Genomic DNA, 24,606 nt, shown 5'->3' with positions numbered 1-24,606 from the left:
TCCATAGCTACAACGGCTACCGATCGCCGGTAGCTATGGAGAAATTGGCGGCGTGAAAACCTTAACTGGTGTCCAGAATTACTTGACCAGTTCAGGCTTGCCCGCGAAGGCACCAGATTAGACACCTCAACTATCAAGGCTTGCGCAGCAAATAGGTATCCATGATCCACCCATTGGCCAGCCGCGCTTGCTTGCGCACCCGTTGGATCTCATCCGCGACATCCCCGAGCCTGCCGCTGATCAGTATTTCATCCGGTGTCCCGAGATAGGCGCCCCAATAAATTTCCGTCTCCCGATCCAACACCTGTTGATAGGCATCCTGCGCATCGAGCATCACCACCAGATTGTCGGCATCGCTCGCCTGCCCGGCCGCGAGCCGGCGACCGGTGGTGATTTGCACCGAACCGCCAATCCGGGTGAGCGGTAACTTGTGCCGCGCCGCCAGTGCCTGAACGCTGGTGATGCCGGGGATCACCTCGTATTCGAATACACAGGCGCCCGTCGCCAGAATCGCCTGCAGGATACGAAGGGTGCTGTCGTAGAGTGCCGGATCGCCCCACACCAGGAAACCGCCGCACTGGTCGCCGGATAACTGTTCGTTGATCAGATGCTCGAACATTCGCTGTTTGGCCAGGTTCAGCTCCTCGACACTGGACCTGTAGTCCATATCGTCAGGCTCACGCTGCGGACTTTGCACTTCGACAAAACGGTAATCCTGCCCGGAGATGTAGCGCTCGCAGATTTCCCGACGCAAATCGATCAGTTTGTCCTTGCTGCGGCCCTTGTCCATGAGGAAAAACACGTCGACCCGATTCAATGCCTTCACCGCTTGCATCGTGATGTGGTCGGGGTTTCCCGCACCGATACCGATGACCAGGAGCTTTTTCATCAGAGCGTTTCCTCAGGCCCCGAGCTTGGCAAGCGCAGGCGCCAGCGCCCGTTGAACCTCAGTTCGATGGCCGATAACGGCTCGACATCTATCAGGTTGAACGCCGGACTCTGCAGCACATGCGTCAACGCCGCACGGATAATGAACGGATGGGTTACGGCGACGACATGGCCGGGGATCGTCTCCACTGTCCGCAGCCAGGCCACCACTCGCTCCATGACTTGCGCGACCGACTCACCGCCGTGGGGGGCGGCTGTCGGGTCGGCGAGCCACTGCTCGAGCCGTTCGGGCTCGGCCTTCTGCAGGTCGTTGATACGCTGGCCACTCCAGCGACCGAAGTCGCAGTCCCTCAGCGCCTCGACAACTTCCAACCTGTCACCGAACAGCACGGCGGTTTGCCGGGTTCGCAGCTCCGGACCACACATCAACCGGGGTGTGCCCCGCAAGCGCAGGCCATGGGAGCCCTTGGCCGCCTGCCAATCCAGCTCCACGGGCTCATTTGAAGGAAAACGCGCCAATTTTTGTGCGATGGTTCGAGCGTGGCACACCAAAGTCAAACGGGTCGCTTGCACGAAAAATCTCTCTGTCGGTGGAACGGTAAAACGGCGCCTCGCCGCGAGATAGTGCGCAATTGTGCCGCAAGCAGAACAATCGGGGGCGTTTCGTTTCGGCCTGTGACGTGGGCCCGCCTGATCATTTCATCTCATCAAAGCAGCCTTTTCCGACGTACTTGAAGGCAAAGCCCTACAAGATTGATCGCCATCTGCGTAGCCTCAAACCCCCTCTATATTCGCCGCAAAATCGGGCGCTCAATCCGGCGAAAAAATTAACTAGACATGTAATGCGCGTTAAACAAATACTCTTTTTCAACGGATTATCGACACCCCATCCAGCAGGAGCCCGGATGCCCTCTTTCAAAGACTTGATTGTTTTTCCTGCCCAGGACCTTGCAGCGTTCGCCCCATCTTTAAAGGGCCGACCATCGTGCAGGGTCGTATCCCCATGACGACAGACGAAACAAAAGCGCAGCCTGAACAGGCAAACGCCCGTTGCAACGCGTGGAAACCGACAGTGACCGTCAGGTCCGGTGCCCGTCACCGGCCTCTTTGATTCAGGAGTACATCCATGCTGGTCGTGCGCCCAGTGCAGTTAACCGATCTGCCTCAATTGCAGCAACTTGCCCGGGAAAGCCTGGTGGGGGTCACGTCCTTGCCGGACGACAGCGAATGCCTGCGCGATAAAATTCTCGACTCCTGCACGTCGTTCGAACACAACGTGCAAAGTCCCGGCCCGGAAAATTACTTCTTCGTCCTGGAAGACCTGGCAACGAGGCGCCTGCGGGGCTGTTCCGAAATCCTCGCCACTGCCGGCTTCAGCGAACCCTTCTACAGTTTGCGCAATCGCGACTTCAACAGCACCTCGCGCGAGCTCAATATCGAGCACGGCGTCCCGGCGCTTTCGTTGTGCCATGACCTTGGCGGCCACACGTTGCTCAGGGGTTTCCATGTCGAGCCCGCGCTGACACACACGGCGTTTTCCGAACTGCTGTCCCGGGCGCGACTGCTGTTCATCGCGGCCCACGCCCGACGCTTCAGCGATGCGCTCATCACCGAAATCGTCGGTTACAGCAGCGATGAGGGCCACTCGCCATTCTGGGATGCCGTGGGCAAGCACTTCTTCGACCTGCCCTACGCCGAGGCCGAACGCTTGTGCGGCCTGGAAAGCCGGGCGTTTCTGGCCGAACTGATGCCGCAATACCCCATCTATGTGCCGATGCTGCCGCAAGCCGCACAAGACTGCATCGGCCGGGTTCACCCCGACGGCCAGGAGGCCTTCGATATCCTGGCGCGCGAAGGGTTCGAAACCAACAGCTATGTCGACTTGTTCGATGGCGGCCCGACGCTGTTCGCGCGCACCGACGCCATACGCTCCATTGCACAAAGCCAGGCCACCGAGGCCAGGCCCGACTCGCAGATCGACGCCCGCGGCCGTTACCTGGTGAGCAACGATTCGCTGGAGAATTATCGCGCCATTGTCGCGGAACTGGACTACATCGCAGGTCGTCCCCTGTGCCTGGCCCCCGAAATGTGCGCCGCGCTGAAGGTGAGCGAAGGCAGCCCTGTCCGGTTGATCGCCCTGTGAGCCTCACCCGGACCGAAACCCCGCGACACCACAGGAATCGGTACGCGGCAGGAGCTTGCCCATGATTGTCCGCCCGGCTCAGATCACCGACCTGCCCGCCTTGCTCGCGCTTGCCCGCCTGGCAGGTCGTGGGGCGAGCAGCCTGCCTGCCAGCGAAGAACGCCTGATCCATCGCCTGCGCTGGGCGCAAAGAACATTCGCCGAACAGGTCGAGCGTGCCGATGCCGATTACCTGTTCGTGCTCGAAGACGACGACCGGCAAGTCATCGGAGTCAGTGGGCTGACCGGCGCCGTCGGCCTGCGAGAGCCCTGGTACAACTATCGGGTCGGACTGACGATCAGTGCCTCGGTCGATCTGGGCATCCAGCGACACCTCCCCACTTTGTTCCTGAACAATGAAATGACGGGGCAGTCGGGACTCTGTTCACTGTTCCTGCACCCCGACCACCGCCTGGGCGGTCGGGGTCGATTGCTCTCTCTGGCGCGCCTGATGTTTGTCGCGCAGTTCCCGCACCTGTTCGGTGACAGGCTCATTGCCGAACTGCGCGGCCGTGCCGACGAACAGGGTTGTTCGCCCTTCTGGGACAGCGTGGGGCGGCACTTTTTCAAAATGGATTTTCGTCATGCCGATCACTTGTCCTGGCTGGGCAACAAGTCATTCATCGCCGAACTGATGCCCCGCCAGCCGCTTTACACCTGCCTGCTGACCGAAAAGGCCCAGGCAGCGATCGGCCAACCTCATGCTGACAGCGAAGCCGCGTTGAAAATCCTCGCTGCCGAGGGGTTTGCCCACCAGGGCTACATCGACATTTTTGACGCAGGCCCGGTCATCGAGGCGCCGCTGTCAGGCATTCGCACGGTGCGTGACAGCCAGTTGCTGGAGCTGGCCATCGGCAGCCCGGATAACCTGGCCCCCCCGTGGCTCATTCACAACCGTCGCCTGGAAAACTGCCGAATCACCAGCGCGCCGGCGCGGCGCGTTGGCGATAGCCTGATGGTCGACCGCCTCACCGCCAAACGCCTGCAACTGCAACCCGGTGATTCGGTACGCGCTGTCCCCTTACTCAACCACCGAGCACAAGCCGTGGCGGCCTGATCTGTCCCCAGAGCAGCAAAGCTGCTCGGCCCTTGCGGATCAAATGGCAGCAATCACGACAAATTCGTCATCATTTCCGACCTTCCCGCGTGATAGCCTTTTACACTTTCGGCGTTGACACTTTTGCTCAAGCCTTTCCATTTCCATTGGTGGAACCCATATGTCCAGGCTGTCTCATCAAGATTTGCGCCGCAATTTTCGTCAACTGTTCGCTTCCGGCCACTGCTATCACACCGCGTCGGTCTTCGACCCGATGTCGGCGCGCATCGCCGCCGACCTGGGCTTCGAAGTCGGCATCCTCGGTGGTTCGGTCGCATCGCTGCAGGTGCTGGCCGCCCCTGACTTTGCCCTGATTACCCTCAGTGAATTCGCCGAGCAGGCCACCCGCATCGGCCGTGTCGCCCAGCTGCCGGTGATCGCCGACGCCGACCATGGCTATGGCAACGCACTGAATGTCATGCGCACCATCGTCGAGCTCGAACGCGCCGGCGTGGCGGCACTGACCATCGAAGACACCTTGCTGCCGGCACAATTCGGGCGCAAATCCACCGACCTGATCACCGTCGCCGAAGGCGTGGGCAAGATTCGCGCGGCGCTGGAAGCCCGTTGCGACTCGGAAATGTCGATCATCGCGCGCACCCACGCGGGGATCCTGCCGGTGCAGGAAATCATCAGCCGTACCAAGCAGTATCAGGCGGCCGGCGCGGACGGCATCTGCATGGTCGGCGTGAAGGATTTCGAGCACCTGGAGCAGATCGCCGAGCACTTGAGCGTACCGCTGATGCTGGTGACCTATGGCAACCCGCTGTTGCGTGATGACAAGCGGCTAGCCGAACTGGGCGTGCGCGTCGTGATCGACGGCCATGGCGCCTACTTTGCCGCGATCAAGGCGACATACGACAGCCTGCGCGAGCAACGCCAGATCTTCACCCAGGCCTCGGACCTGAGCGCCACCGAATTGACCCATACCTATACGCAGCCGGAGGAATACATCCGCTGGGCAGAGGAGTTCATGAGCGTCAAGGAGTAACGGGCAGCAGGTTTTCCTTTGCCGACAGACATGCCGCCATCGCGAGCAGGCTCGCTCCCACATCCGCAAATCCTGTCTAGCCAGGCGCACAGTCCGTAGGAGCCAGCGGTGCGGCGATCCGACTTGCCGACGAAGGCGGCCTCACGTCTTGCGGCGCCATTGAACACGCCTTCGCCGGCAAGCCTGGCTCCTACAGGATCGGGATCGGGATCGGGATCGGGATCGGGATCGGGATCAGGATCAGGATCGAGCGCAAGACCTCTACGTTTGGCTATACATGAAGAACAAGCCATTACGACGAACAGGAGGCCCATGCAGACCTTTCAAGTGTTGATCATCGGCAGCGGGTTCGGTGGCCAGTGCGCAGCCGTCAATTTGCTCAAGGCCGGCATCACCGACTTTCGCTTGCTGGAGCGACGGGACTTCTTCGGTGGCACCTGGTGCCAGAACACCTACCCCGGTGCCGCCGTCGACGTGCCCTCCCCCCTGTATTCGCTGTCCTTCGCCCCTTACCGATGGACACAGATGTTTGCCGAACAGGCCGAACTGCACCGCTACACCCGCCATGTGGTGGAGCATTTCGGCTTGCGCGACCGGGTGGAGCTTGAGGCCAATGTCGAACGCGTGAAATGGGATGACGGCGTCAAGCGCTGGGCCGTGCACACCACCAAAGGCACGTTTCACGCACAGTTCCTGATCAACGCCACCGGGCCGCTGAGTCAACCGGTCGTGCCGCATTTCGACGGCCAGGAACGCTTTCAGGGCGAGAGTTTTCACACCAACCATTGGGACCACGCCTTTGATTACCGACAAAAACGCGTGGCCATCGTCGGCAGCGGCGCCAGTGCCGCCCAGGTGATTCCGGCCATCGCCCCGGATGTCGGGCACCTGCATGTTTTCCAGCGCACGCCGCATTGGGTATTGCCCCGGCCGGATCGTACATTTGGACGGTTCCAGCGCTGGCTGCTCGGGCTCAAGCCGGCCTACAAATTGCTGCGCTGGATGATCTACTGGCAATTCGAAACCCGAGTGATTGCATTCAAGTACTCCAAACCGGCCCTGCGCATGGTCCAGCATCAGGCCCTGCGCTTGCTCAAGCGCCAGGTGCCAGACCCCGAGCTGCGGCGCAAACTGACGCCGGACTACACCATCGGCTGCAAACGGGTCATTTTGTCCAGCACCTTGTACCCGGCCCTCACCCGCAGCAACGTGACCCTGCACAGCCGCGAACAGGGCATCGCCGCCATCGACGAAACCGGTATCGTCATGCAGGACGGCCAGCACATCGACCTGGACCTGATTGTCTGGTCCACCGGCTATGATGCAACCGACGGGGTCATTTCCTACCCCGTCACCGGCAAAAACGGCACACAACTGCGCAATGTCTGGGCCGAGTATCCCCGGGCGTACCTGGGCACCAGCCTGCCGGACTTTCCCAACCTGTTCATCGTGACAGGTCCCAATACCGGCATCGGCCATACCTCGGCACTGTTCATCATCGAGTCGCAGATGAACTACATCCTCGACTGCATCGGCACTTTGAAAGCGAAAGGTTTGCGCAGCATTGAAGTTCGCCCCGAAGCAGAACGTACCTACACTGAAATGATCCACAGAGAAATGGAACGTACCGTGTGGAAGTCCGGAGGCTGCCACAGTTGGTATCAAAGCAGGAGCGGTCATGTGATTGCCATGTTTCCGGGGTTCAGTTTCAGCTTTCACCGCCTGACCCGATCCCTCAAAACCGCCGATCACTGGTTGTCCTGAATCCTCAGAAGGAAGACGCCGATGCTTTTACTGGTAGTCGCTATCGCGGTTTTCGCGGCCTGGAGCTGGTTGAGCTACCCGGCCATCGGGTACTGGCTGTACGACGTGAGCGTGGCCACCGAGGCCAAGCTGTACAAGCTGCACAAGATCGTGGTGCCCATCACCGAAATGACCGTCTCGACCTGGCAGGGCGGACCGTACGAAGCCTCCAGCAGTGTGCTGATGCTGCACGGCTTCAGCGCCGACAAGAACCTCTGGCTGCGCTTTGCCCGGCATTTTGTCGGCAATTACCGGGTGATCATTCCCGACATCGCCGGCCACGGCGAAACCGGCTTCAAGGAAGGTGGCGGCTACGACATCGCGCTGCAGGCCAAGCGCATGATCCAGTTGCTGGATGTCTGCGGGGTCGAGAAGGTCCATGTGATCGGCAATTCGATGGGGGGCTATATTGCGGCCTGGCTGGCGGCCACGTATCCCGAACGTATCGTTTCGCTCGCCCTGATCGATCCGGCGGGCGTCGCGTCGCCCGAGCCCAGCGATCTGGAACGCCATCTGGCCCACGGTCATAACCCGTTCCTGATTCATTCACGGGAAGAGTTCAGGCACTTCTATGCCATGACCATGGCCGATCCACCCTGGGTACCGCGCGTGGTGCTGGACGCCATCGCCCATCGCTATGAACAGTCATGCGAAGAACTGGAAGAAATTTTCCGCGATTTCCGCGCAAGCCCCTCGATGGAGCCGAAACTGCCGGCGATCAAGGCCCCGGCGCTTTTGTTGTGGGGACGCAAGGACCGCCTGATCGATGTCAGCAGCGTGGCCATCTGGAGCAAAGGCATTGCCGACCTGCGGGTTGAAATCTGGGAGGGTATCGGCCACATGCCGATGGTCGAGGCGCCTGCCGGTTCGGCACGGCTGTATCGGGAGTTTTTGGCATCGTTGCGTTCCGAAAGCCCTCAGGATCAACGGCTGCACTGAACATCCAGTCCCTGGAAGAATGAAGTTCGTCAGAAACTTCGTTTGCCGACACCGCTGAAGGCTGCGATCTTTTCTCCCATCCTTCACGTCACCGCGCCAGGAACCCTGTTCATGAATCACCCGAACTTCGTCAGCCCCGACCTGATCCGCCAACGCTTCTCCAAAGCGATGTCCGACATGTACCGCGAAGAAGTACCGCTGTACGGCGCGCTGATGGAACTGGTGGAGCAGACCAACCGCCACGTGCTGGACACGGATCCGGACATCGCCCGGCAATTGAACGAAACCGGCGAAATCGAGCGCCTGGACCTTGAGCGTCACGGTGCGATCCGGGTTGGCACGGCGGCCGAACTGGCCACCCTCGCCCGTCTGTTCGCGGTGATGGGCATGCAGCCGGTGGGCTACTACGACCTGACGCCGGCCGGCGTGCCGGTGCATTCCACGGCTTTTCGCGCCGTGCACGAAACCGCGTTGCAGGTCAGTCCGTTTCGCGTCTTTACCTCGCTGCTGCGCCTTGAGCTGATCGAAGATCCGCAACTGCGGGCGTTTGCCCAGTCGGTGCTGGACAAGCGCTCGATTTTCACCCCCGCCGCGCTGACGCTGATCGAACGCGCCGAAACCCAGGGCGGCCTTACCGAACCCGAAGCTTCGCAATTCGTGACCCAGGCGCTGGAAACCTTTCGCTGGCATCACAGCGCCACCGTCACCGCCGAGCAGTACCGCCAACTCAGCGCCCAGCATCGCCTGATTGCCGATGTGGTGGCCTTCAAGGGGCCGCACATCAATCACCTGACACCACGCACCCTGGACATCGACATCGTCCAGGCGCAAATGCCGGTGCATGGCATCACCCCCAAAGCGGTGATCGAGGGGCCACCTCGCCGCCAGTGCCCGATCCTGCTGCGCCAGACCAGTTTCAAGGCACTGGACGAGCCCGTCGCATTCACCGACCAGGCCCGGTCCCATGGCAGCCACAGCGCCCGTTTCGGCGAGATCGAACAACGTGGCGCCGCCCTCACCCCCAAAGGCCGCGCACTGTATGACCGCTTGCTCAATGCCGCCCGGGATGAACTCAAGGACTTCCCCAACGAAGCCAACGCCAACCGCTACAACGCGTTGATGGTGCAACACTTCAGCGAGTTTCCCGACACCTGGGAAGGTATGCGCCGAGAGGAGTTGGCGTACTTTCGCTACTTTGTGACGGAAAAAGGCCTGGCGTCCGCCGAGCTGAAAACCTTGCCTCTGGAGGACCTGGTCAGCGACGGTTACCTGCGGGTTGAGCCTCTGGTGTATGAGGATTTCCTGCCGGTCAGTGCGGCGGGGATATTCCAGTCGAACCTGGGCGATGCTGCGCAATCGCACTATGGCGCGCATTCCAACCAGCAAGCGTTTGAACAGGCTTTGGGGCGTCAGACCATCGACGAACTGGAACTGTATGCGCAAACGCAGCGACGTTCGATCGAGCAGTGTTTTGCGGCGTTAGCCATCAGATAAACCTGTAGGAGCGAGCGATGCGACGATCCGACTTGCCCGCGAACGGAATGCCGCGGTGTATCTATCTGACCGCGTCATCGTTCTTCGCCCGTAGGAGCGAGGCTTGCCCGCGAAGGGAACACTGCGGTGTATCTGTCCGACCGCGTCATCGTTCTTCGCCTGTAGGAGCGAGGCTTGCCCGCGAACGGAACACCGCGGTGTATCTATCTGATCGCGTCATCGTTCTTCGCCGGCAAGCCTAGCTCCTACAGGCGAACCGGACACTGCGGTGTACCTGCTGCACCGCGTTATCGTTCTTCGCCCGTAGGAGCGAGGCTTGCCCGCGAAGCAGACGCCTTGGTGTACCTGTCACGCCGCGTCATCGTTCTTCGCCGGCAAGCCTGGCTCCTACAGGCGAACCGGACGCTGCGGTGTACCTGCTGCACCGCGTTATCGTTCTTCGCCTGTAGGAGCGAGGCTTGCCCGCGAAGCAGACGCCTTGGTGTACCTGTCACAGCGTCATCGTTCTTCGCCGGCAAGCCTGACTCCTACAGGCGAACCGGACACTGCGGTGTACCTGCTGCACCGCGTTATCGTTCTTCGCCCGTAGGAGCGAGCGGGCGGCGATCCGACTTGCCCGCGAAGCAGACGCCTTGGTGTACCTGTCACACCGCGTCATCGTTCTTCGCCGGCAAGCCTGGCTCCTACCGGGAGTCGTGATTATTTCAGTTTCGCCAGCAGCGCTTCGGCCGTCGCCTGTGACGATGCCGGGTTCTGCCCGGTCAGCAGCAGGCCGTCGGTGAGCACATAACTGGCCCAGTCAGGCCCCTTGGAAAAAATCCCGCCCTTGGCCTTGAGTTCATCTTCCACCAGAAACGGTACGACATGGGTCAGTTGCACGGCGTCTTCTTCGCTGTTGGTAAAGCCCGTCACTTTCTTGCCCTTGACCAGGGGCTGACCGTCCGCGCTTTTGGCATGGCGCAACACACCTGGCGCATGGCACACCGTCGCCACCGGTTTTCCGGCGTTGTAGAACGCTTCGATCAGGGCAATCGACTGCTTGTCTTCGGCCAGATCCCAGAGCGGGCCATGGCCGCCGGGATAGAAAATCGCGTCGAAATCGCCGGCCTTCACCGAACCGAGCAGCACGGTCGAAGCCAAGGCCGATTGCGCGGCCGGGTCCTTGCGAAAACGCTCGGTGGCCTCGGTCTGCGCGCCGGGCTCGTCGCTTTTCGGGTCCAGCGGTGGCTGGCCGCCCTTGGGCGAGGCCAGGGTCAACTGCGCGCCTGCATCCTTGAAGGCGAAATACGGTGCCGCGAATTCTTCCAGCCAGAAGCCGGTTTTCTTGCCGGTATTACCCAATTGATCGTGGGACGTTAAAACCATCAGGATTTTCATGTCATCACTCCATCTCGGGACTTCGGTGGTGGCTGATAGCCTTGATGCGCAAAAAACATGGCGTTTGCGCCTTGGGCCTGCCTCAGGTGCGTAGCCGATGGTTCGGCGTGCAAAGCGCCTGGACACGGTGCGCCAAAAATCGTCCAGCGTCGCGCTGTTTTCTACACAAATTTCCGGGGAGATGAAGGCAAAACCTTGTCCGAAAGCGCCCGACAAGCTGATTTACAAGGCCTTGAGGGTTGTGGCACGGACCTTGTTATTGGTCTGGCCCCCGATCAGGCGACAGTGCCTTTCGGGAACCTCGATTGACTCTAGCAAGGAGAGCATCCATGGCTACACCGGCGTACATGTCCGTCACGGGCAAAGATTCAGGCTTGATGACAAAAGATGCGTTCACTGCCGAATCTGTAGGAAACACCTTTCAGGAGGGCCACGAAGACGAGGTCATGATTCAGGCATTCAGCCACGAAGTCACCATCCCGACTGACCCTCAGTCTGGCCAAGCAACAGGTCTGCGTGTGCATAAACCCATTGTGATTACCAAGGTGTTCGACAAGGCTTCGCCATTACTATTGGCCGCCCTTTGTTCAGGTGAAGATATTACGTTGGTCGAAATCAAGTGGTATCGCACCTCCGCCAACGGCACCCAAGAGCATTACTACACCACCAAACTCGAAGGCGCGAAAATCGTTCATATCAAAGACTACATGCACAATTGCCAGGACCCGGCGACCGCACATTTCACTCATCTGCAAGACGTACATTTTTCCTATCGCCAAATTACGTGGAATCACGTAACTGCAAGCACTTCAGGATCAGATGACTGGCGAAAACTGAAAACCGAATAACCAAACAAAAAGGCGACTTAATGTCGCCTTCTTCATGTTTGCGGTTTTAATAATTGCTTCAGGAAAATGTCCGCCCAGTGCAATGGCCTCGGCAATCCATGCACTGGTAAAGAGCCGTGACACTGGGCGAACGGGGCGTATTTTAATGCAAGTCGCTAAAGATGTCCGCGCTGATAATGATGAAATTTACCGTTACAACTTTGTAAAAATATTACCCATTCGGAAACTCACCATCCAGTTCATCAACATGATTATTCCCATACAAAAACCTGTACAGGAATAATCCATGGAAAGAACGGTCAACTTCCGCTCTTGCTGGTCACGGTCAGGATATCGGTGTAGGTCACGTAGACACTTTGCCCGACTTTCAAGTCTTTCAATTTGGCCTGAACTTCCGGCCTCACCACATCGAGGGTCTTGGACTGGCCTTTGGGGTTCTCCAGGGTTACCCGGTTGTTCTTCACATCGATGGCGGTGATTTTCAGTTGAACCTGGACCTGCCGGTAGGCTTCGCCAGCCGGAAGGTTGCCAGGGGCTGCTCGGACATCGCCCGTGCGCTCGGTGCTGCCCGGCAAGCCCTTGTCGACGTCGGTGTCGAGATAGGCCGCCACGGCACGGGTGACCTTCACGTCCACCTGGTCACCGGGCTTGAGGTTGCCGAGGTTTTTCGCCTTTTCGGTCAGTTGCACATGCACCTGATTGCCTTCCGGCCCTTCGAGGACGACTTGATGGTTGGCAGCATCGACTGAAACGACTTTGGTGGAAACCTGATCGGCTTCCACGACGGCAGACAGTGGAATATCGGCGGCGACGGCACCGAAGCTTACCGCAGACAGCAAGGTGGCCAGAGTGATGGCTTTGGTCAGTGCATGACGTTTCATAGGCAGAACATTCCCTGTGATCAATGGACGACAAACGACACTCAAGCGAGCATAAGCGCCGCGCGTGCCGATGAGCATAGACGCAGATCAACGAGTCTTCGCGGATTCACTTGGTGAGCACTCAATAACCGGTCATTTCCAGATACCCCTGCCCGCCATGGCTGCCACTGATGCGCACCGGACCTTCCCAGTAAGGAATGCGCAGGTTCATCCAGGCATTGGGGTTAAGCGCGCTGATGACGATATCCAGTTGCTTGCCCGGAATGCGGATCGACCAGCGTACCGGCATCGTACGCCCCGCCACGCGGGCGCTGTCCTGCGGGGTGAGCTGGAGATCCCCGGCCTGCAACAACTGCGTGCGGCCTTGGGCGTCGATCCAGGTGCCCGTCAGGTAAGGTGCGCCGTCCTTTTGCCGCATGCGATAGAGCATGACCTGTTCGCCGCTGTCCAGATGCAGCGAGAACCAGTCCCATCCCGTCTGGTTGGCGGTCAGGGGTTGACTGCTCCATTCTCGGTCGAGCCACGCCGGACCACTGACCTGATAGCGCGTGCCATCGATCTCCAGTGTGCCGCTGGCCTGGAAAAACGGCTGGCTGTAGTAATACGACGCCTGCCCCTGCTCAGACTTCTGGCTGAATCCCTTCTCGCCTTGCAACACCGGCGCTCGATCCGTAGTCAGGTGCAATTGATAGCCGAAAGCCTTGTCGCGGGCACTCAATTGCAGGTCGGCCAACGGCTCGGCATTCTTCGCCAGGCTATTGTTCGGCAAGCTGGTGAAATGCCAGTCGTCGATCCATGCATCGAAGGGCGCCAGGCTCACGCCGGCCTGGCCAATGCCGCCACGGGCATAACGCTCGGCGGCGTGATGCACGGTCGCCGAGGTCACCGCCGCATGACCGAGCCAGATCGTCCGGTTTTCCCAACCGGCCACCTCCGGTGTCGCGTTCAGCGCGCTGCGAAATAGCGTCCACTGGGCACCGAATTCATGCCCCTGTTCGTCCTTGAGGTTGGCGGTGACGTACCACCATTCGATGCGAAAGCCATCGTGGGGTCCGTGGTCCGCCGGAAAATCGAACAGCCTGCCGGACACGACCGGCGTGTACGCATCCGCTTGATTGCCCAACCCCGCGAAACCTTTCTGCTGCGGCACCGGTTGATCGCAACCACTGACCAGCAGCGCCCCCCACACCGCCAACAACCGCACGAGCAGCCTAGTTCTCATGGGCGAACGTCCTCAGCAAGTCCCCCGGTTGCGTGCGGTACAGCGAATACAGTGGCCACGCCGAGGCCAGCAATGTCGCCACCAGCGCCAGCCCCATCAACTGCAGCAACTGCAGGGGAAACAGCCGCAGCGGCAGGCGCCAACCGAAAGCCTGGACGTTGATCACCGTGTCCAGGCACCAGGCCAGAGCAATGCCCAACGGCAGCGCCAGCACCAGCGTCAGCAGCGCCAGCAACCAGGTTTGCCCCAGGTTGAGCAGCATCAATTGCCGGCGCGTCACGCCCAGTGCCCACAGCGGTGCCAGTTGCCCCAAACGGCTCTGACTCTGGGTCAGCAGGCTGATGAACAGCGCCACACCGGCCACACACAGGGTCAGGCTGTTCAGCGCGGCAGTGGCGGCAAAGGTTCGCTCGAACACCTGGGTAGACCAACCCTTGAGCCGGGCCTGATCGACGATACGGCTGTCTTCCAGATTGAAACGCGCTTGCAGCGCCGTCACGAACGATGGAATGAGTGCCGGCTCGATACGCAGGTTGAAACGACTGGGTGTCAGTTGCGGCCAGCCGCGCAGCAAATGGTTGACGTTGACCAGCAGGTGCCCCTTGGGATTGCCGTAGTCGGCATAGATTCCGACCACGCGTGGCGACCATGGGCCATTGGGTGTGGCAATCGTCAGGTGATCGCCCAGCCTGACCTTCAAGCGCCGCGCCAGCTGTTCACTGAGCATCAGGGCATCGTCCGTGGCCAGGCGATCCCAGGGTTGATCGCCCACGGCGTCGAGCAACGGCCAGTGTTGGCGATAGGCGCGATGATCGATCACACCGAAGACATCCACGGGCCAGCCTTGCAGCTGGATCGCGACCTGCCAGGTGGGCAGCACCGCCGTCAGCGAGGGCTGTTGCTTGAGCCAGGTATGCAGCTCCAGGGCCTGTGCCGGGCTTTGCGGATTGAGGTAAAGCTCGGCGCTCAACCGTTGTTCGAGCCAGTCATTGAAGGTCTGACGGAAACCGGCGGTCATGCTGCCGGCGCCGATGTTGGCGGCCAGTGCCAGCAACAGCGCCATCAACGCCAGGCTCAAGGCGGGCAGTTGCTGGCGGCAGTCGGCGACAAACCACTGGCCGAGTACCGAACGACGGCGTCTGGACAGTCCGTTGAGCGCAACATCGAGCACCACCGGTAACGCGAGCGCGGCACCGAGCAACAGCGATGCCAGCAGCGCGAACCCGCTCGCCAGGCTGTCACCGCGCAGCAAGGCCAGCAAAGCAATACCCAGGGCCAGCGCCGCCACCCAACCCTGGCGCCGAAGCCAGCGTGCGTGGGCCTGATGCCAGGCCTGCGGATCGGCCAGGGCCAACAAAGGCAAGCGCGCCGCCCGCCACAAACTGTTGAGGCCCGCCAGCAAGGCGCCCAACAGGCTCAAACCGATACCGCCAAGCCACCACCAGGGGCTCAGGTTCAACTGTCCGGCCACCTCGGCACCGTACAGACCCCGCAGGCTGGCGGCGACATCGGGCAACAGCACGCCGGCCAGGAAATAACCGCTGACGACACCGGCCCCGCCCCCGATCAAGGCCAATACACCCAATTCGGCCGCCAGACAGGCGATCAGCATGCGTGCGCTGACGCCACAGGCGCGCAGGGTTCGCAACAGGCCTCGACGCTGCTCCAGCGCCAGCCCGATGGCGGCATGCACAATGAACAGGCCGACCACGAACGACAGAACCCCCAGGGCATCGAGGTTCAGGTGAAAACTTTCGGTCAGCCGCGCCAGATTGTTTTCTTCACGGCTGCTGTTCAATTGCAGTTGTCCCTTGAGCGGATCGGGCAACGGCGCGGCAAAATCCGCCGGCAGCACCAGTCGCGAGACCTGATCTGGCAAACCGAGAATCCGCTGGGCAAAGCCGATGTCCACCAGCAATACACCCGGTGCCATGTCCGTCTGTACCTGGAGTGGCGGCAATGCCTGACCATTGGCGGCCAATGGACGTTCACCCGCGGTCAATCCCAGCTCCTGCAAGGTCTGCGGCGAAATCCAGGTACTTCCCGGCGGGGTGAAAAACTCCACAACCTGCCCGATGGCCAGCGCCTGACCGGCAACCGGGGCTCCCATCGGCAGTGACACCGGCTCGATGCCCATCAGTTGCAGGCGCCGGTCTTCATGCCCCTTGAGCGTCACCCGCCCCTGCAGCACCGGCGACACCGGCCATCCGGCACGGCGCAGATCGACAAACCATTGCTGGGGGAAGGTCGCGCTGGCCGGGGCGCTGAGACTGGCCTGGGGCTCGCCGCCGATCAATTGGCTGGCCCGGGCATAGCTTTCACGCGCCTGGCTATTGAGCGCTTGCACGCCCGTCAGCAAGCCGGTGGCCAACCACAGGCCGGTCAGCACACTGAAAAACTGCACCGGATGCTGTCGCCAATGGCTGAGCAGCGCCACCAGGGTTTGCCGAAAAATGCGCATTTCAGTGCCCGTCCACACTGGCCAGGCGACCACCGTGCAGCACCGCTTTTTGCGCCAGTCGCGCCGCGACGCCAGGGCTGTGGGTGACCATCAACAGGCTCGTGGGGCTGTCATCGAGCAACTCCAGCAACAACCTGAGCACCTGGTCACTGGTGATTTCATCGAGACTGCCGGTGGGTTCGTCGGCCAGCAGCAATTTCGGTTGCGAAGCCAGGGCCCGACCCAGCGCAACCCGTTGCTGCTGCCCCCCGGAGAGCTGCTCCGGATAACGCCGCAGCAGCTCGGCCAGCCCCAGACGCTGCACCAGATGGGCCTGCCAGCGCGGATCATGGCGCCCGGCCAGGCGTGCCTGAAACGCCAGGTTGTCCTCCACTCGCAAGCTGCCGATCAGGTTGAACTGCTGGAACACCAGGCCGATTTCACTGCGTCGCCAGCTCGCCAGTTGCCCTTCGGACATCTGTTCCAGCCGATGTCCTCCGCTACGGATACTGCCGCGATCGACCTTGTCCAGCCCCGCGATCAGGTGCAACAAGGTGCTCTTGCCGCTGCCCGACTCGCCCATCAGCGCCAGGCTGCTGCCGGGTTTGAGGGTCAGGTCGACACCTTGCAACACCGCCAACGGGCCTTGCGCAGTGGCGTAGCTTTTGAAGACGCCCTGGACTTCAAGCATGGGGGAAAACCCGTTCGATACGCGTGGGCAAAGAATAGCGGCCCGGAAGGTTTTCTGTCCGTTGACAATGACTGCCCGGCCCGGCCAATCCGGTGGCATGCGTCAAAAAAACAATCGTCCTTAAACTGACGCCTGCCTGTGACTGAGTTCTTGTTTTTCCACACTTTTCGACCGCTTATCGCTTTCCTCGAAACGCTTGTGCGTGCCAAAAAAAACAACCAGCCCAGCAGGGGCAAGCGATTGATGGCAATTGGCCCAAGGACGGTGATGTTTTTCCCGGCTCTTGCTGCCCACATGAATTTCCAGGCTGGTCTATACCCCTTCAGACCTTCTTGCATCGCAACGCCAGCGGTCGGCGGGCGCTACTTAAATACACCGTTATGGAGGGCCGATATGCCACGCCAAGTCATTGTCAACGCAGATGATTTCGGGCTCAGCGCGTGCGAGAACGCAGTGATTCTCGGTGCTTTCCAGGCCGGGATCATCAGTTCCGCCACCGCGATGGCCAACATGCCGGCATTCGAAACCGCCTGCGCACTGGCCCGGCATCCGCTACTCGAAGGGCGTATCGGCCTGCACTTCAACCTCACCCACGGCCGTCCGTTGAGCCGGCGCATCCTCACCCGTCGCGCCTTCTGCGACCGCGCCGGCGCGTTCGATCTCAACCTGTCCCGCTCGCGCCTGTGGCTCGAGCGCCAGGATCGCCTGGCAGTGCAGGAAGAACTCGAAGCCCAATGGCAACGTTGCGTGGACAACGGCGTACGCCCCACTCACCTGGACTCCCATCAACAGATCCACAACATCTGGCCCATCGGCATCATCGTCGCGCGTTTTGCCGCCCGCCAGGGCGTGCCGGTGCGACTGGCGTGCAATCTGGGGCAGAACCTCAGCCTGCCCAAACGCATGTTCAAGACGCTGCTCAACCGGCGCCTGAGCAGCCTGGCCGGCACCACCGCAGACTATGTGTGTACACCGGTGGATTTGCGCAACGCCGCGCCACCCTGCAATGGCTTGCTGGAGGTCGTCGCCCACCCCAGTCAACTCGGTGCGGACTTCGGCGATGCCTATCTGGATCAGGGGGAGTCACTGAGCGCCCTGCTTGAGCAACGCCTGCCAGGTGTGCCGAGGGTTGCCTGCGGTGGCGATACTGCCGCTGGCAATCGCGCAGCGACAGGCATGGAATAGCCCGGTCAGCGCTTGACCGCCACCCAGGTAAAACACAGGGGCAACTGCGCCTCCTGCCCTTCATAACGGTCGTAGACTTGTTCGCGGTTTGAATGCGGGTATTCCTTGAAATGCCTGATGTCCAATCCCGCCGCGATGGCGCCGCTGAAAATCGAGCACAGGGGATGGACGAACCAGTAGGACGAGGCGACCTGTTGCTCGACTTTACCCTCGTACACAATGGGTTCGTTCTGCACAAAGGGTTCGCGGCGAAAGTACGAGGTGGCCAAGGCGTAGGGATCGGCGGACTCGGGGTCGAACATTTCCAGGAAGGGATGGGTTTCGTATACCACCAGAGCGCCACCCGGCTTCAGGGTTTGCGCCGCATGGCGAAAGAATTCTGCGATGTCCGGCATCCAGCCCAATACGCCAATGGTGACCAGCGCCACATCGAACCGGTCATGCAGCTCACGGGGCAAGTGGTGAATGTCCGCTTCGATGAATTCGGCGGCATGGGGCGAGCGCGATGCCAGCTCCCGTGCCTGTTCAAGGAACGCCGAGGACTGGTCGACCCCCACGACATGGCGGGTGCCAAGGGCGAACAGGGAGAGACTTTCACGGCCGTTGTTGCAGCCCAATTGCACAACGTCCCTGCCCTGAACGCCAACTTCGTTCAGGACAGCGGTCAGCGTCTGGTCCAGACAGGAAAAACCGGCATGGATCACTGCATTGCGCAGCGTCTGCCATTCAGCGGTGTCTTTATGGTGGCGAGCAGAATCGTTCCAGGCCTGGCGGTTACTGGCGATGGCGTTTTCGGGTGTCGGCATTTCCATTGCACGCTCCAGATGCGGGTCGTTGATTGACGGCCCGAGTGTAGATCATGGCTGAAACCGCCCCCACAAGCGTTTTGTCGGGAACTTGTAAACGCGGCATCGCCGACGCTCGCCCACGGCAACGCTATAGTTAATGACCTTGGGGTCATACGCAAAAAACGATGCCGCAGGTGCTGCCATGAACACGACCGTACAAACGCTGTTGCTCGCCCTTTGCCTTTGCGCCACGGCTGCACAGGCAGACGACAGCCCGATGCAAACGGAGCAATCGAGCAGTGAATTCAACTACTACAATGGCGACCAACCCTTCGCCCACCCCGTTCCCCCCTCGTTAAGCACAGTACCGCCGGGATCGTACTTCCCGACCGCGCCCCAGACCTTCATACCGGTTTCCAGTCAGCACGTGTTCTACGACTCCGTGTTACCGACGGTGGCCGATGCCACCGTTCGCGTGTTCATTCGCACCTACGACGCCGAGCGCGGCGTCTACGTGAACCAGGAAGTCGAGGACCCGTCCTGCATGCTCGCCTGCCTCAGAGGGCCTGCCCTGTAGCAGACCGCTTCGCTTGCAGCTTGTAGGAGCGAAGCTTGCTCCGGGCGGCGCTCCGACGAAGGTCGCCAACGAAAACGCGTGTGTATTTGAGTCCATCGCGGGCAAGCCTCGCTCCTACAGTGAACACGGTTTCTACCACTGCCGCTTGTCCGGACGCGCAAGACCGAGTTTTTCGATCCGGTAGCGCAGCATGTCGCGGCTCAAGCCCAGCAGCCTGGCGGACTTTGTGACGTTCCAGTCGGTCTTGTCGAGCATCTTGCGCACCATGTCGCGCTCGACTTCCGGCAGGTTCATCGACTCGGCGCCGTTAAAGGCCGGACGCGGTTCACTGAACTGCGTCTCGTGCTGAAACAGTGGCGGTTCATCCATCAGGCTCATGCAAACGTTCAGTTGATGAGCCGCAATGGTGTCGCTTTGCGCGAGCAAGACGGTCTGCTCCAGCATATTGCGCAGCTCGCGCACATTGCCCGGCCAGCTGTAGCTGAGCAGCAGCTCCTCGGCCTGGTCGCTGAAATGCAGGTGCGGCTTGCCATAGCGCTTGCCGTGGGTTGCCAGGAAGTGCCGGGCCAGCAACAGAATGTCCGCTCCCCTGGCATACAGGCGCGGCACCTTGATCGAGATGATGCGCAGGCGGAAAAACAGGTCGCGACGGAATTTACCCTGCTGGACCATTTGTTCGAGGTTGCAATTGGTCGCGCTGATCACCCGCAAATCGACTTTGCGCTCCTTGACCGAACCCACCCGGCGAATGGACCGGTCTTCCAGCAGCTTGAGCAGCTTGGCCTGCAACAGCAGGTCCATTTCACCGATCTCATCGAGAAACAGCGTGCCGCCATCGGCCGCTTCCACCAGCCCGACGCGGCGGTCCTTGGCGTCGGTGAAGGCACCCTTCTCGTGGCCGAACAGCTCCGATTCCACCAGGTTGGACGGAATCGAGGCGCAGTTGAATTCAATGAACGGCCCCTTGGAGCGTGGCCCGTCGAAATGCAGGGCACGGGCCACCAGTTCCTTGCCGGTGCCGGTCTCGCCTTCCACCAGTACCGGCGGCAGGTCGGTGTTGGCCATACGACGCTCGGCATCGAGCAACTGGCTGATGGTGCCCTTGAGGTACACCATCGGTGCCGATTCGCCGATCAGCGCCTGCACTCCGGATTTCTGCGCCTCGCGGTCCTGATAGAACGACAGCGTGCGTTCCATGCGTTCGGTGGCCAGGGCCTTGTCCAGCAGCAGCTTGAGCTCGGGCAGCGCCACCGGTTTGGTCACGTAGTGAAATGCGCCTTCTTTCATGGCCACCACGGCATCTTCGACGTTGCCATAGCCGGTCATCATGATGACTTTCAGATCCGGCGCGCTGACGCGCAGCTTCTGGATCAGGTCATGCCCGCTCATGCCCGGCAAGGAGTTGTCGGTGAGCACCACGTCGGGAACGAACGTCTTCAATTGCTCCAGTGCGTCTTCAGCCGAGTGGCAGACCGTCACCTCGAAGTCCTTGCGCTCCAGGTAGGTCTGAATATTCTCGGCGAGGAGTTCATCATCCTCGACCAGCAGAATGCTGTGTTCCATATTCCCCTCCCGTTGCCACTTTAAAATTGAGACAAACGCGGGTTCCTTCCTGCTCCTGGCTGGTCAGTTCGACCGAGCCTTCGAAACGCTCCATTATTCTTTTGACCAGGGCCAGGCCCACGCCCAACCCGCCGGTTTTAGTGGTGAAGAACGGCTTGAAGACCATTTGCTGTTGCTGCTTGGTCATGCCCTTGCCGGTGTCGTTGAGAATCATGCGCACGTGCCCGGATGCCGGTGTTTCAACATCGATACTCAACAGGCCCCCCTTGGGCATCGCCTCCAGGGCATTGGCAAACAGGCTATTGAGAATTTGCGTCAGTAGCACCTGTTGGCTGACGACTGGTGGCGCGCTTTTGGGGGTGAAGCGCACCTCGACGTTCGAGCGCTTGATCAGCGGTTCGAAGGCACTGAGGGCATCGTCGATGGCCGCCACCAGATCGACGCTTTCGTGATCGTCGTTGACCGGCCGCAAAGACACCAGCAATTCGCGGACCCAGCGCGACATGCGATCAACCTGACTGATGATGTCGCCGATATTCTTCTGCGCCGAATGGCTGGCGATTTCCTGGGCCAGTTCGGCGCTGGAACGGATGTTGGCCAGAGGATTGCGCAAGCTGTGGGCCACGGCCGAGGACATTTCCCCCAGTGCGACGAAGGTTTCGTTGGCGATCAGTTGTTTCTGCTGGCTCTGCAACAGAATGGCGGCGCGCCTGACGATCCAGAACAACCCCAGGTAAATGGCCGCCCCGCCCAGCAGCGTGGCCAGCCAGATGGCCTTGAACCCGCGCTGGATGCGCTCCACCAGATCCACCGGCTCCTTGTAGATTTCCACCATGGCAATCACTTTGCTTCTGTCGGCATTGAACATGGGGATGTAATTCTCGACGAACAGGTACTGCGGCTCACGCATCAGGCGTTGCTCGGGACGTTCTTCGTCGATCTCGTGGTAGCTGGTGGACACCGGCGCCTTCATTTCGAACGATTCGTCCAGTTCATCGTCGCCTTCGATGCGCTGGCCGATCAGTTCCGGGTTGGTCGACCACACCACCGTACGGTCCAGGGCATAGACGGTGGCCAGCAGAATGTCCGGCAGATGCTCCACATGATCGAGAAACTCGACCCGGGCACCGGCACGGGACGCCGGGTCGACATCGGCGTAGGCGTTGTCCTCGCGTGGGTCGAGCATTTCGCCCATGGTCCGGTTGGGGACGATCGAGGCGTGGCGAATTTCGGCATCGCCGATGGCCTGAATGAATTGTGCAGTGAGCATCGAATCGCGTTCGATGCTCTCTTCCACCACAAAACGCGTGGAAATGTAGCCCAACCCCAATGCCACCCCGGCGATGATGAAAAAGCTTGCCAGGGAGAACCAGCGCACCAGATTGAACGGCGGTCGCCACTCCTTGCTTTCTGCTGCCACCGTTGCCGGCGCAGGTGCTTTTTGTTCTTCCAGTGTCTTCATGGGACTGTCCTGGTTGCCTGTCATCGGGCCTTGCAAGTCGCGCTTCGGATCAGTGTAGGTGGCATTGATCGCAAAGGGCTGAACAACAAAAGTTTTTTGGCGCTACTGCACCAGCGTCTTGTCGGGTCCCACGACCGAATGATGATGTTCGGGTTCTTCATCGGCAGCCAACGCGGTTGCCTTCGGATGCTGGCGGTCGGTTTCCTCTCGCAGAAACTCGATGATCGACTGCGCCGAATGCTCATCCAGGCGCAGGTTGGGCATGGGAATCTTCTCGAAGCGTTCGAACAGCTCCATGGCAATCGGATCTTTCTCCGCGAGCATGCGGTCCGGTTCCCTGATCCAGCGGTTGAGCCAGGCCGGATCGCGTTGCCGGGTCACGCCGATCAGGTCCGGACCAATGCTGCGCAGGCCAAGACCCTGCCCATCCAGTGGGCCCAGGCTGTGGCACGAGGCGCAGCGGGTACGAAACAGTTCTTCGCCATTGCTTGGCGGACGGATCTCGGGGGCGTCGGCATAACTTTGCTCAACGCTCGCGTGTTTCCAGTTTTGCAGTGTGTTGGCCAGTTGATCGGCCAGGATCCAGGGGTTTTCGAAAGGTGAAGCCTTCATCCAGCGACCGGTTTGCTGGTTGCCGACGATCAGGCTCAGGTTGTGGTCCTTGCTGCGGCCGTTGTCGACGCCTTCGATGAACAGGCCGAGTTTTTTGCGCAATTCGGTGACGTCGGCGAATTCCCCGGTGAGGAACTGCCAGCCGGGTCCCACTTGAAAGCGCTGTGAATAGGCCTTGAGCACCTCTGGGGTATCGCTCAAGGGGTCAATGCTGATGGAGTAGAAAAAGACGTCCTTGCCGACCCGGTCGCCAAGCAGTTTCTGCACCTGGCGCAGGCGCGCGGTTTCCAGCGGGCAAGAGTCGCTGCACGAGGTGAAGATGAAGTTGATCACCACCACCTTGCCCTTGATCAGATCATCGAAAAAATGCACCTGCCGACCGTCCTGGTCGGTCAGCAGGGTATTGGGGAAATAGTCGCCACCCCACGGGGTGGCGGATTCGGCAACTACAGCAGGTTCAGCCGTGGCTGCTGGAACAGGTTCGGGCGTCGAGGGTGCCTGGCTGGCCGTCAGCAGCTGGCTGGCCAGCAAACCGGTGACCAACACCAGCACCAGGTGCATGCCCAATGCCCGCGAGCGTGGTGAATGCATCTTCATCTCGATACCCTCCCTGATCAGTTCTTGACTTGCACTTTAGGGCCCAGGCCGTCACCGGTGCGGAAGGTAGGCAGCGCGGCAGAGTTCACGTAGCGCACGCCGTCCCAGCTAGGCAATGGTGTAGGCATCAACTGGAATTGACCGGGCTTCTCGATGTCCCAACGCAGCAGCATCGAGTTGTCCTCATGCTGGGTGTTGTGACAGTGCTCCATGTAGGTCCCGGCGAACTCGCGGAAGTTGATCGCCATTTCCACGTTGTCCAGCCCGTCGGCTTCAGAGCCGATGCGATAGACGTCCTTGCGAGCCCATTTTTCCCATTCCGGTGGCGCCTTGCCGCCGCGGCTGAGGATGATGCCCTCCTCGAAGTGCACATGTACCGGATGGCTCCAGCCCTTGCCGCCAAGCTTGATGTTCCACACCTCCAGGGTGCCGAAGCCGGTAGCGCCCGCATCGGTTGGGCCGTTGGCCAGCTGGGTGGCCGCGTTCAAGCGACGTGGGTCCATGTGGTAGCCGAAACCTTCGTCGGTCTTGACCGTCCAGGGTGCTTCATCGGTGCCGTCGGAACGACCGAAGGTGAAGGTCCGGTGACGCGCCTGGGCCAGCCGCGCCTTGTCGGCAGCGTTGTCGCGGTGAATCTTCAGCGGAATCATCACCAGGCCTTCAGCCTTGCCGGGTTTGGCCGGTTCGTACAGGGATGGGTCCATCGCCAGATCCTGACCGGTGTAGGCCTTGACGTTGAGTTGCAGGATCTTGCCCACCGCCGGGTCACCCTTGTCCCACTGTGGCCCCTTGCTGGTCTGCTTGATCACCGCCAGGTATTTCTCCGAGAGAACGTCCGCCAGCGATACCGGCTCTTTCGGGCCTTTACCGTCTTCACCGACCCGACCATCATGCTCACAGGTCCCGCGCCGGCGACCCGCAAGGCGCTGGCCAAGGCCGGACTGCGGGTGGAAGACATCGACCTGTTCGA

21 protein-coding genes and 2 pseudogenes are annotated in these 24,606 nt (G+C 60.6%); 11 read left to right on the top strand and 12 right to left on the bottom strand.

Translation table 11 applies throughout. The annotated features are described in order from the left end of the window. Window positions 1-133: 133 nt before the first annotated feature. Together cobF and ACQKP2_RS25140 are read right to left on the bottom strand one after the other, a co-directional pair. Window positions 134-889, bottom strand: a complete 756-nt coding sequence (cobF, locus tag ACQKP2_RS25145; protein ID WP_427580386.1) for a precorrin-6A synthase (deacetylating) — start codon at window positions 887-889, stop codon at window positions 134-136. Continuing rightward, window positions 889-1,461 carry a histidine phosphatase family protein gene (locus ACQKP2_RS25140; protein ID WP_427580384.1) on the bottom strand — a complete coding sequence of 191 codons (573 nt, stop codon included), beginning with the start codon at window positions 1,459-1,461 and terminating at the stop codon, window positions 889-891. The genes cobF and ACQKP2_RS25140 overlap by 1 nt, the downstream gene beginning before the upstream one ends. A gap of 553 nt (window positions 1,462-2,014) precedes the next feature. Between ACQKP2_RS25140 and ACQKP2_RS25135 the strand changes: the two genes are divergently transcribed. The 6 genes from ACQKP2_RS25135 to hglS all read left to right on the top strand — a co-directional run bounded on the left by ACQKP2_RS25135 (window position 2,015) and on the right by hglS (window position 9,393). Next, window positions 2,015-3,031 (top strand): arginine N-succinyltransferase, encoded by a 1,017-nt coding sequence (locus ACQKP2_RS25135; protein WP_427580383.1) that lies wholly within the window; start codon window positions 2,015-2,017, stop codon window positions 3,029-3,031. 61 nt (window positions 3,032-3,092) lie between these two features. Continuing rightward, window positions 3,093-4,127 (top strand): arginine N-succinyltransferase, encoded by a 1,035-nt coding sequence (gene astA, locus ACQKP2_RS25130; protein WP_427580381.1) that lies wholly within the window; start codon window positions 3,093-3,095, stop codon window positions 4,125-4,127. A 160-nt stretch (window positions 4,128-4,287) separates the two neighbouring features. Next, the gene (locus ACQKP2_RS25125) at window positions 4,288-5,157 is read left to right on the top strand and encodes an isocitrate lyase/PEP mutase family protein (RefSeq protein WP_427580380.1); all 870 of its coding nucleotides are present in this window, start codon (window positions 4,288-4,290) and stop codon (window positions 5,155-5,157) included. 312 nt (window positions 5,158-5,469) lie between these two features. After that, window positions 5,470-6,921 (top strand): flavin-containing monooxygenase, encoded by a 1,452-nt coding sequence (locus tag ACQKP2_RS25120; RefSeq protein ID WP_427580378.1) that lies wholly within the window; start codon window positions 5,470-5,472, stop codon window positions 6,919-6,921. A gap of 21 nt (window positions 6,922-6,942) precedes the next feature. Beyond that, window positions 6,943-7,899: an alpha/beta fold hydrolase gene (locus ACQKP2_RS25115; protein WP_427580377.1), complete on the top strand. Its 957-nt coding sequence runs from the start codon at window positions 6,943-6,945 to the stop codon at window positions 7,897-7,899. A gap of 111 nt (window positions 7,900-8,010) precedes the next feature. Beyond that, window positions 8,011-9,393, top strand: coding sequence for a 2-oxoadipate dioxygenase/decarboxylase HglS (gene hglS / locus ACQKP2_RS25110; protein WP_427580376.1), 1,383 nt, complete (start codon window positions 8,011-8,013; stop codon window positions 9,391-9,393). Between the two features lie 699 nt (window positions 9,394-10,092). Here the strand turns inward: hglS and ACQKP2_RS25105 are convergent. Then, complete coding sequence (locus ACQKP2_RS25105; RefSeq protein WP_427580375.1) at window positions 10,093-10,770, bottom strand: type 1 glutamine amidotransferase domain-containing protein; 678 nt, start codon at window positions 10,768-10,770, stop codon at window positions 10,093-10,095. Between the two features lie 329 nt (window positions 10,771-11,099). Here ACQKP2_RS25105 and ACQKP2_RS25100 point away from each other — a divergent pair, with 329 nt between their 5' ends. Both ACQKP2_RS25100 and ACQKP2_RS25095 read left to right on the top strand, forming a co-directional pair. Continuing rightward, window positions 11,100-11,618 carry an Hcp family type VI secretion system effector gene (locus ACQKP2_RS25100; RefSeq protein ID WP_427580374.1) on the top strand — a complete coding sequence of 173 codons (519 nt, stop codon included), beginning with the start codon at window positions 11,100-11,102 and terminating at the stop codon, window positions 11,616-11,618. A 34-nt stretch (window positions 11,619-11,652) separates the two neighbouring features. Next, window positions 11,653-11,901 carry a hypothetical protein gene (locus ACQKP2_RS25095; RefSeq protein WP_427580373.1) on the top strand — a complete coding sequence of 83 codons (249 nt, stop codon included), beginning with the start codon at window positions 11,653-11,655 and terminating at the stop codon, window positions 11,899-11,901. A gap of 16 nt (window positions 11,902-11,917) precedes the next feature. Here the strand turns inward: ACQKP2_RS25095 and ACQKP2_RS25090 are convergent, their stop codons facing one another. The 4 genes from ACQKP2_RS25090 to ACQKP2_RS25075 form a co-directional block, all read right to left on the bottom strand. After that, a complete protein-coding gene (locus ACQKP2_RS25090; RefSeq protein WP_427580371.1) occupies window positions 11,918-12,499 on the bottom strand; it encodes a hypothetical protein in 582 nt (193 codons plus the stop codon). Between the two features lie 121 nt (window positions 12,500-12,620). Continuing rightward, window positions 12,621-13,721 (bottom strand): lipocalin-like domain-containing protein, encoded by a 1,101-nt coding sequence (locus ACQKP2_RS25085; protein ID WP_427580370.1) that lies wholly within the window; start codon window positions 13,719-13,721, stop codon window positions 12,621-12,623. Further along, window positions 13,711-16,182, bottom strand: coding sequence for an FtsX-like permease family protein (locus ACQKP2_RS25080; RefSeq protein ID WP_427580369.1), 2,472 nt, complete (start codon window positions 16,180-16,182; stop codon window positions 13,711-13,713). The genes ACQKP2_RS25085 and ACQKP2_RS25080 overlap by 11 nt, the downstream gene beginning before the upstream one ends. A 1-nt stretch (window position 16,183) precedes the next feature. Continuing rightward, window positions 16,184-16,852, bottom strand: coding sequence for an ABC transporter ATP-binding protein (locus ACQKP2_RS25075; protein ID WP_427580367.1), 669 nt, complete (start codon window positions 16,850-16,852; stop codon window positions 16,184-16,186). 393 nt (window positions 16,853-17,245) lie between these two features. Between ACQKP2_RS25075 and ACQKP2_RS25070 the strand changes: the two genes are divergently transcribed. Next, window positions 17,246-18,037 carry a ChbG/HpnK family deacetylase gene (locus ACQKP2_RS25070; RefSeq protein ID WP_427580366.1) on the top strand — a complete coding sequence of 264 codons (792 nt, stop codon included), beginning with the start codon at window positions 17,246-17,248 and terminating at the stop codon, window positions 18,035-18,037. Between the two features lie 5 nt (window positions 18,038-18,042). Here ACQKP2_RS25070 and ACQKP2_RS25065 read toward each other — a convergent pair whose 3' ends face one another. After that, window positions 18,043-18,849 (bottom strand): class I SAM-dependent methyltransferase, encoded by an 807-nt coding sequence (locus ACQKP2_RS25065; RefSeq protein WP_427580364.1) that lies wholly within the window; start codon window positions 18,847-18,849, stop codon window positions 18,043-18,045. A gap of 178 nt (window positions 18,850-19,027) precedes the next feature. Between ACQKP2_RS25065 and ACQKP2_RS25060 the strand changes: the two genes are divergently transcribed. Then, window positions 19,028-19,402 (top strand): hypothetical protein, encoded by a 375-nt coding sequence (locus ACQKP2_RS25060; protein WP_427580362.1) that lies wholly within the window; start codon window positions 19,028-19,030, stop codon window positions 19,400-19,402. Window positions 19,403-19,534: 132 nt separating this feature from the next. Here the strand turns inward: ACQKP2_RS25060 and ACQKP2_RS25055 are convergent, their stop codons facing one another. From ACQKP2_RS25055 to ACQKP2_RS25040, 4 genes and pseudogenes are all read right to left on the bottom strand, one after another. Then, window positions 19,535-20,965, bottom strand: a complete 1,431-nt coding sequence (locus tag ACQKP2_RS25055) for a sigma-54-dependent transcriptional regulator (RefSeq protein ID WP_427580360.1) — start codon at window positions 20,963-20,965, stop codon at window positions 19,535-19,537. Beyond that, window positions 20,934-22,427: a sensor histidine kinase gene (locus tag ACQKP2_RS25050; protein ID WP_427580358.1), complete on the bottom strand. Its 1,494-nt coding sequence runs from the start codon at window positions 22,425-22,427 to the stop codon at window positions 20,934-20,936. Before ACQKP2_RS25050 ends, ACQKP2_RS25055 begins: the two co-directional genes overlap by 32 nt. Window positions 22,428-22,529: 102 nt before the next feature. Beyond that, window positions 22,530-23,642 (bottom strand): SCO family protein, encoded by a 1,113-nt coding sequence (locus tag ACQKP2_RS25045; RefSeq protein ID WP_427580388.1) that lies wholly within the window; start codon window positions 23,640-23,642, stop codon window positions 22,530-22,532. 11 nt (window positions 23,643-23,653) lie between these two features. After that, window positions 23,654-24,511, bottom strand: a pseudogene (locus ACQKP2_RS25040) (multicopper oxidase domain-containing protein); the annotation flags it as partial. On the opposite strand from ACQKP2_RS25040, the pseudogene ACQKP2_RS25035 reads away from it, so the two are divergent. Continuing rightward, a pseudogene (locus ACQKP2_RS25035) lies at window positions 24,509-24,606 on the top strand (hypothetical protein); the annotation flags it as partial. The pseudogenes ACQKP2_RS25040 and ACQKP2_RS25035 sit on opposite strands and share 3 nt — an antisense overlap.

The sequence above is a fragment of the Pseudomonas sp. NPDC089569 genome (genome assembly GCF_050280625.1).
Lineage (GTDB): Bacteria > Pseudomonadota > Gammaproteobacteria > Pseudomonadales > Pseudomonadaceae > Aquipseudomonas.
This window is presented reverse-complemented; position numbering and strand designations above follow the sequence as displayed.

Coding starts and splice junctions, on each gene's coding strand:
- cobF (WP_427580386.1), bottom strand. CDS start 889: ATGAAAAAGCTCCTGGTCATCGGTATCGGTGCGGGAAACCCCGACCAC.
- ACQKP2_RS25135 (WP_427580383.1), top strand. CDS start 2,015: ATGCTGGTCGTGCGCCCAGTGCAGTTAACCGATCTGCCTCAATTGCAG.
- astA (WP_427580381.1), top strand. CDS start 3,093: ATGATTGTCCGCCCGGCTCAGATCACCGACCTGCCCGCCTTGCTCGCG.
- ACQKP2_RS25125 (WP_427580380.1), top strand. CDS start 4,288: ATGTCCAGGCTGTCTCATCAAGATTTGCGCCGCAATTTTCGTCAACTG.
- ACQKP2_RS25120 (WP_427580378.1), top strand. CDS start 5,470: ATGCAGACCTTTCAAGTGTTGATCATCGGCAGCGGGTTCGGTGGCCAG.
- ACQKP2_RS25115 (WP_427580377.1), top strand. CDS start 6,943: ATGCTTTTACTGGTAGTCGCTATCGCGGTTTTCGCGGCCTGGAGCTGG.
- hglS (WP_427580376.1), top strand. CDS start 8,011: ATGAATCACCCGAACTTCGTCAGCCCCGACCTGATCCGCCAACGCTTC.
- ACQKP2_RS25105 (WP_427580375.1), bottom strand. CDS start 10,770: ATGAAAATCCTGATGGTTTTAACGTCCCACGATCAATTGGGTAATACC.
- ACQKP2_RS25100 (WP_427580374.1), top strand. CDS start 11,100: ATGGCTACACCGGCGTACATGTCCGTCACGGGCAAAGATTCAGGCTTG.
- ACQKP2_RS25095 (WP_427580373.1), top strand. CDS start 11,653: ATGTTTGCGGTTTTAATAATTGCTTCAGGAAAATGTCCGCCCAGTGCA.
- ACQKP2_RS25090 (WP_427580371.1), bottom strand. CDS start 12,499: ATGAAACGTCATGCACTGACCAAAGCCATCACTCTGGCCACCTTGCTG.
- ACQKP2_RS25085 (WP_427580370.1), bottom strand. CDS start 13,721: ATGAGAACTAGGCTGCTCGTGCGGTTGTTGGCGGTGTGGGGGGCGCTG.
- ACQKP2_RS25080 (WP_427580369.1), bottom strand. CDS start 16,182: ATGCGCATTTTTCGGCAAACCCTGGTGGCGCTGCTCAGCCATTGGCGA.
- ACQKP2_RS25075 (WP_427580367.1), bottom strand. CDS start 16,852: ATGCTTGAAGTCCAGGGCGTCTTCAAAAGCTACGCCACTGCGCAAGGC.
- ACQKP2_RS25070 (WP_427580366.1), top strand. CDS start 17,246: ATGCCACGCCAAGTCATTGTCAACGCAGATGATTTCGGGCTCAGCGCG.
- ACQKP2_RS25065 (WP_427580364.1), bottom strand. CDS start 18,849: ATGGAAATGCCGACACCCGAAAACGCCATCGCCAGTAACCGCCAGGCC.
- ACQKP2_RS25060 (WP_427580362.1), top strand. CDS start 19,028: ATGAACACGACCGTACAAACGCTGTTGCTCGCCCTTTGCCTTTGCGCC.
- ACQKP2_RS25055 (WP_427580360.1), bottom strand. CDS start 20,965: ATGGAACACAGCATTCTGCTGGTCGAGGATGATGAACTCCTCGCCGAG.
- ACQKP2_RS25050 (WP_427580358.1), bottom strand. CDS start 22,427: ATGAAGACACTGGAAGAACAAAAAGCACCTGCGCCGGCAACGGTGGCA.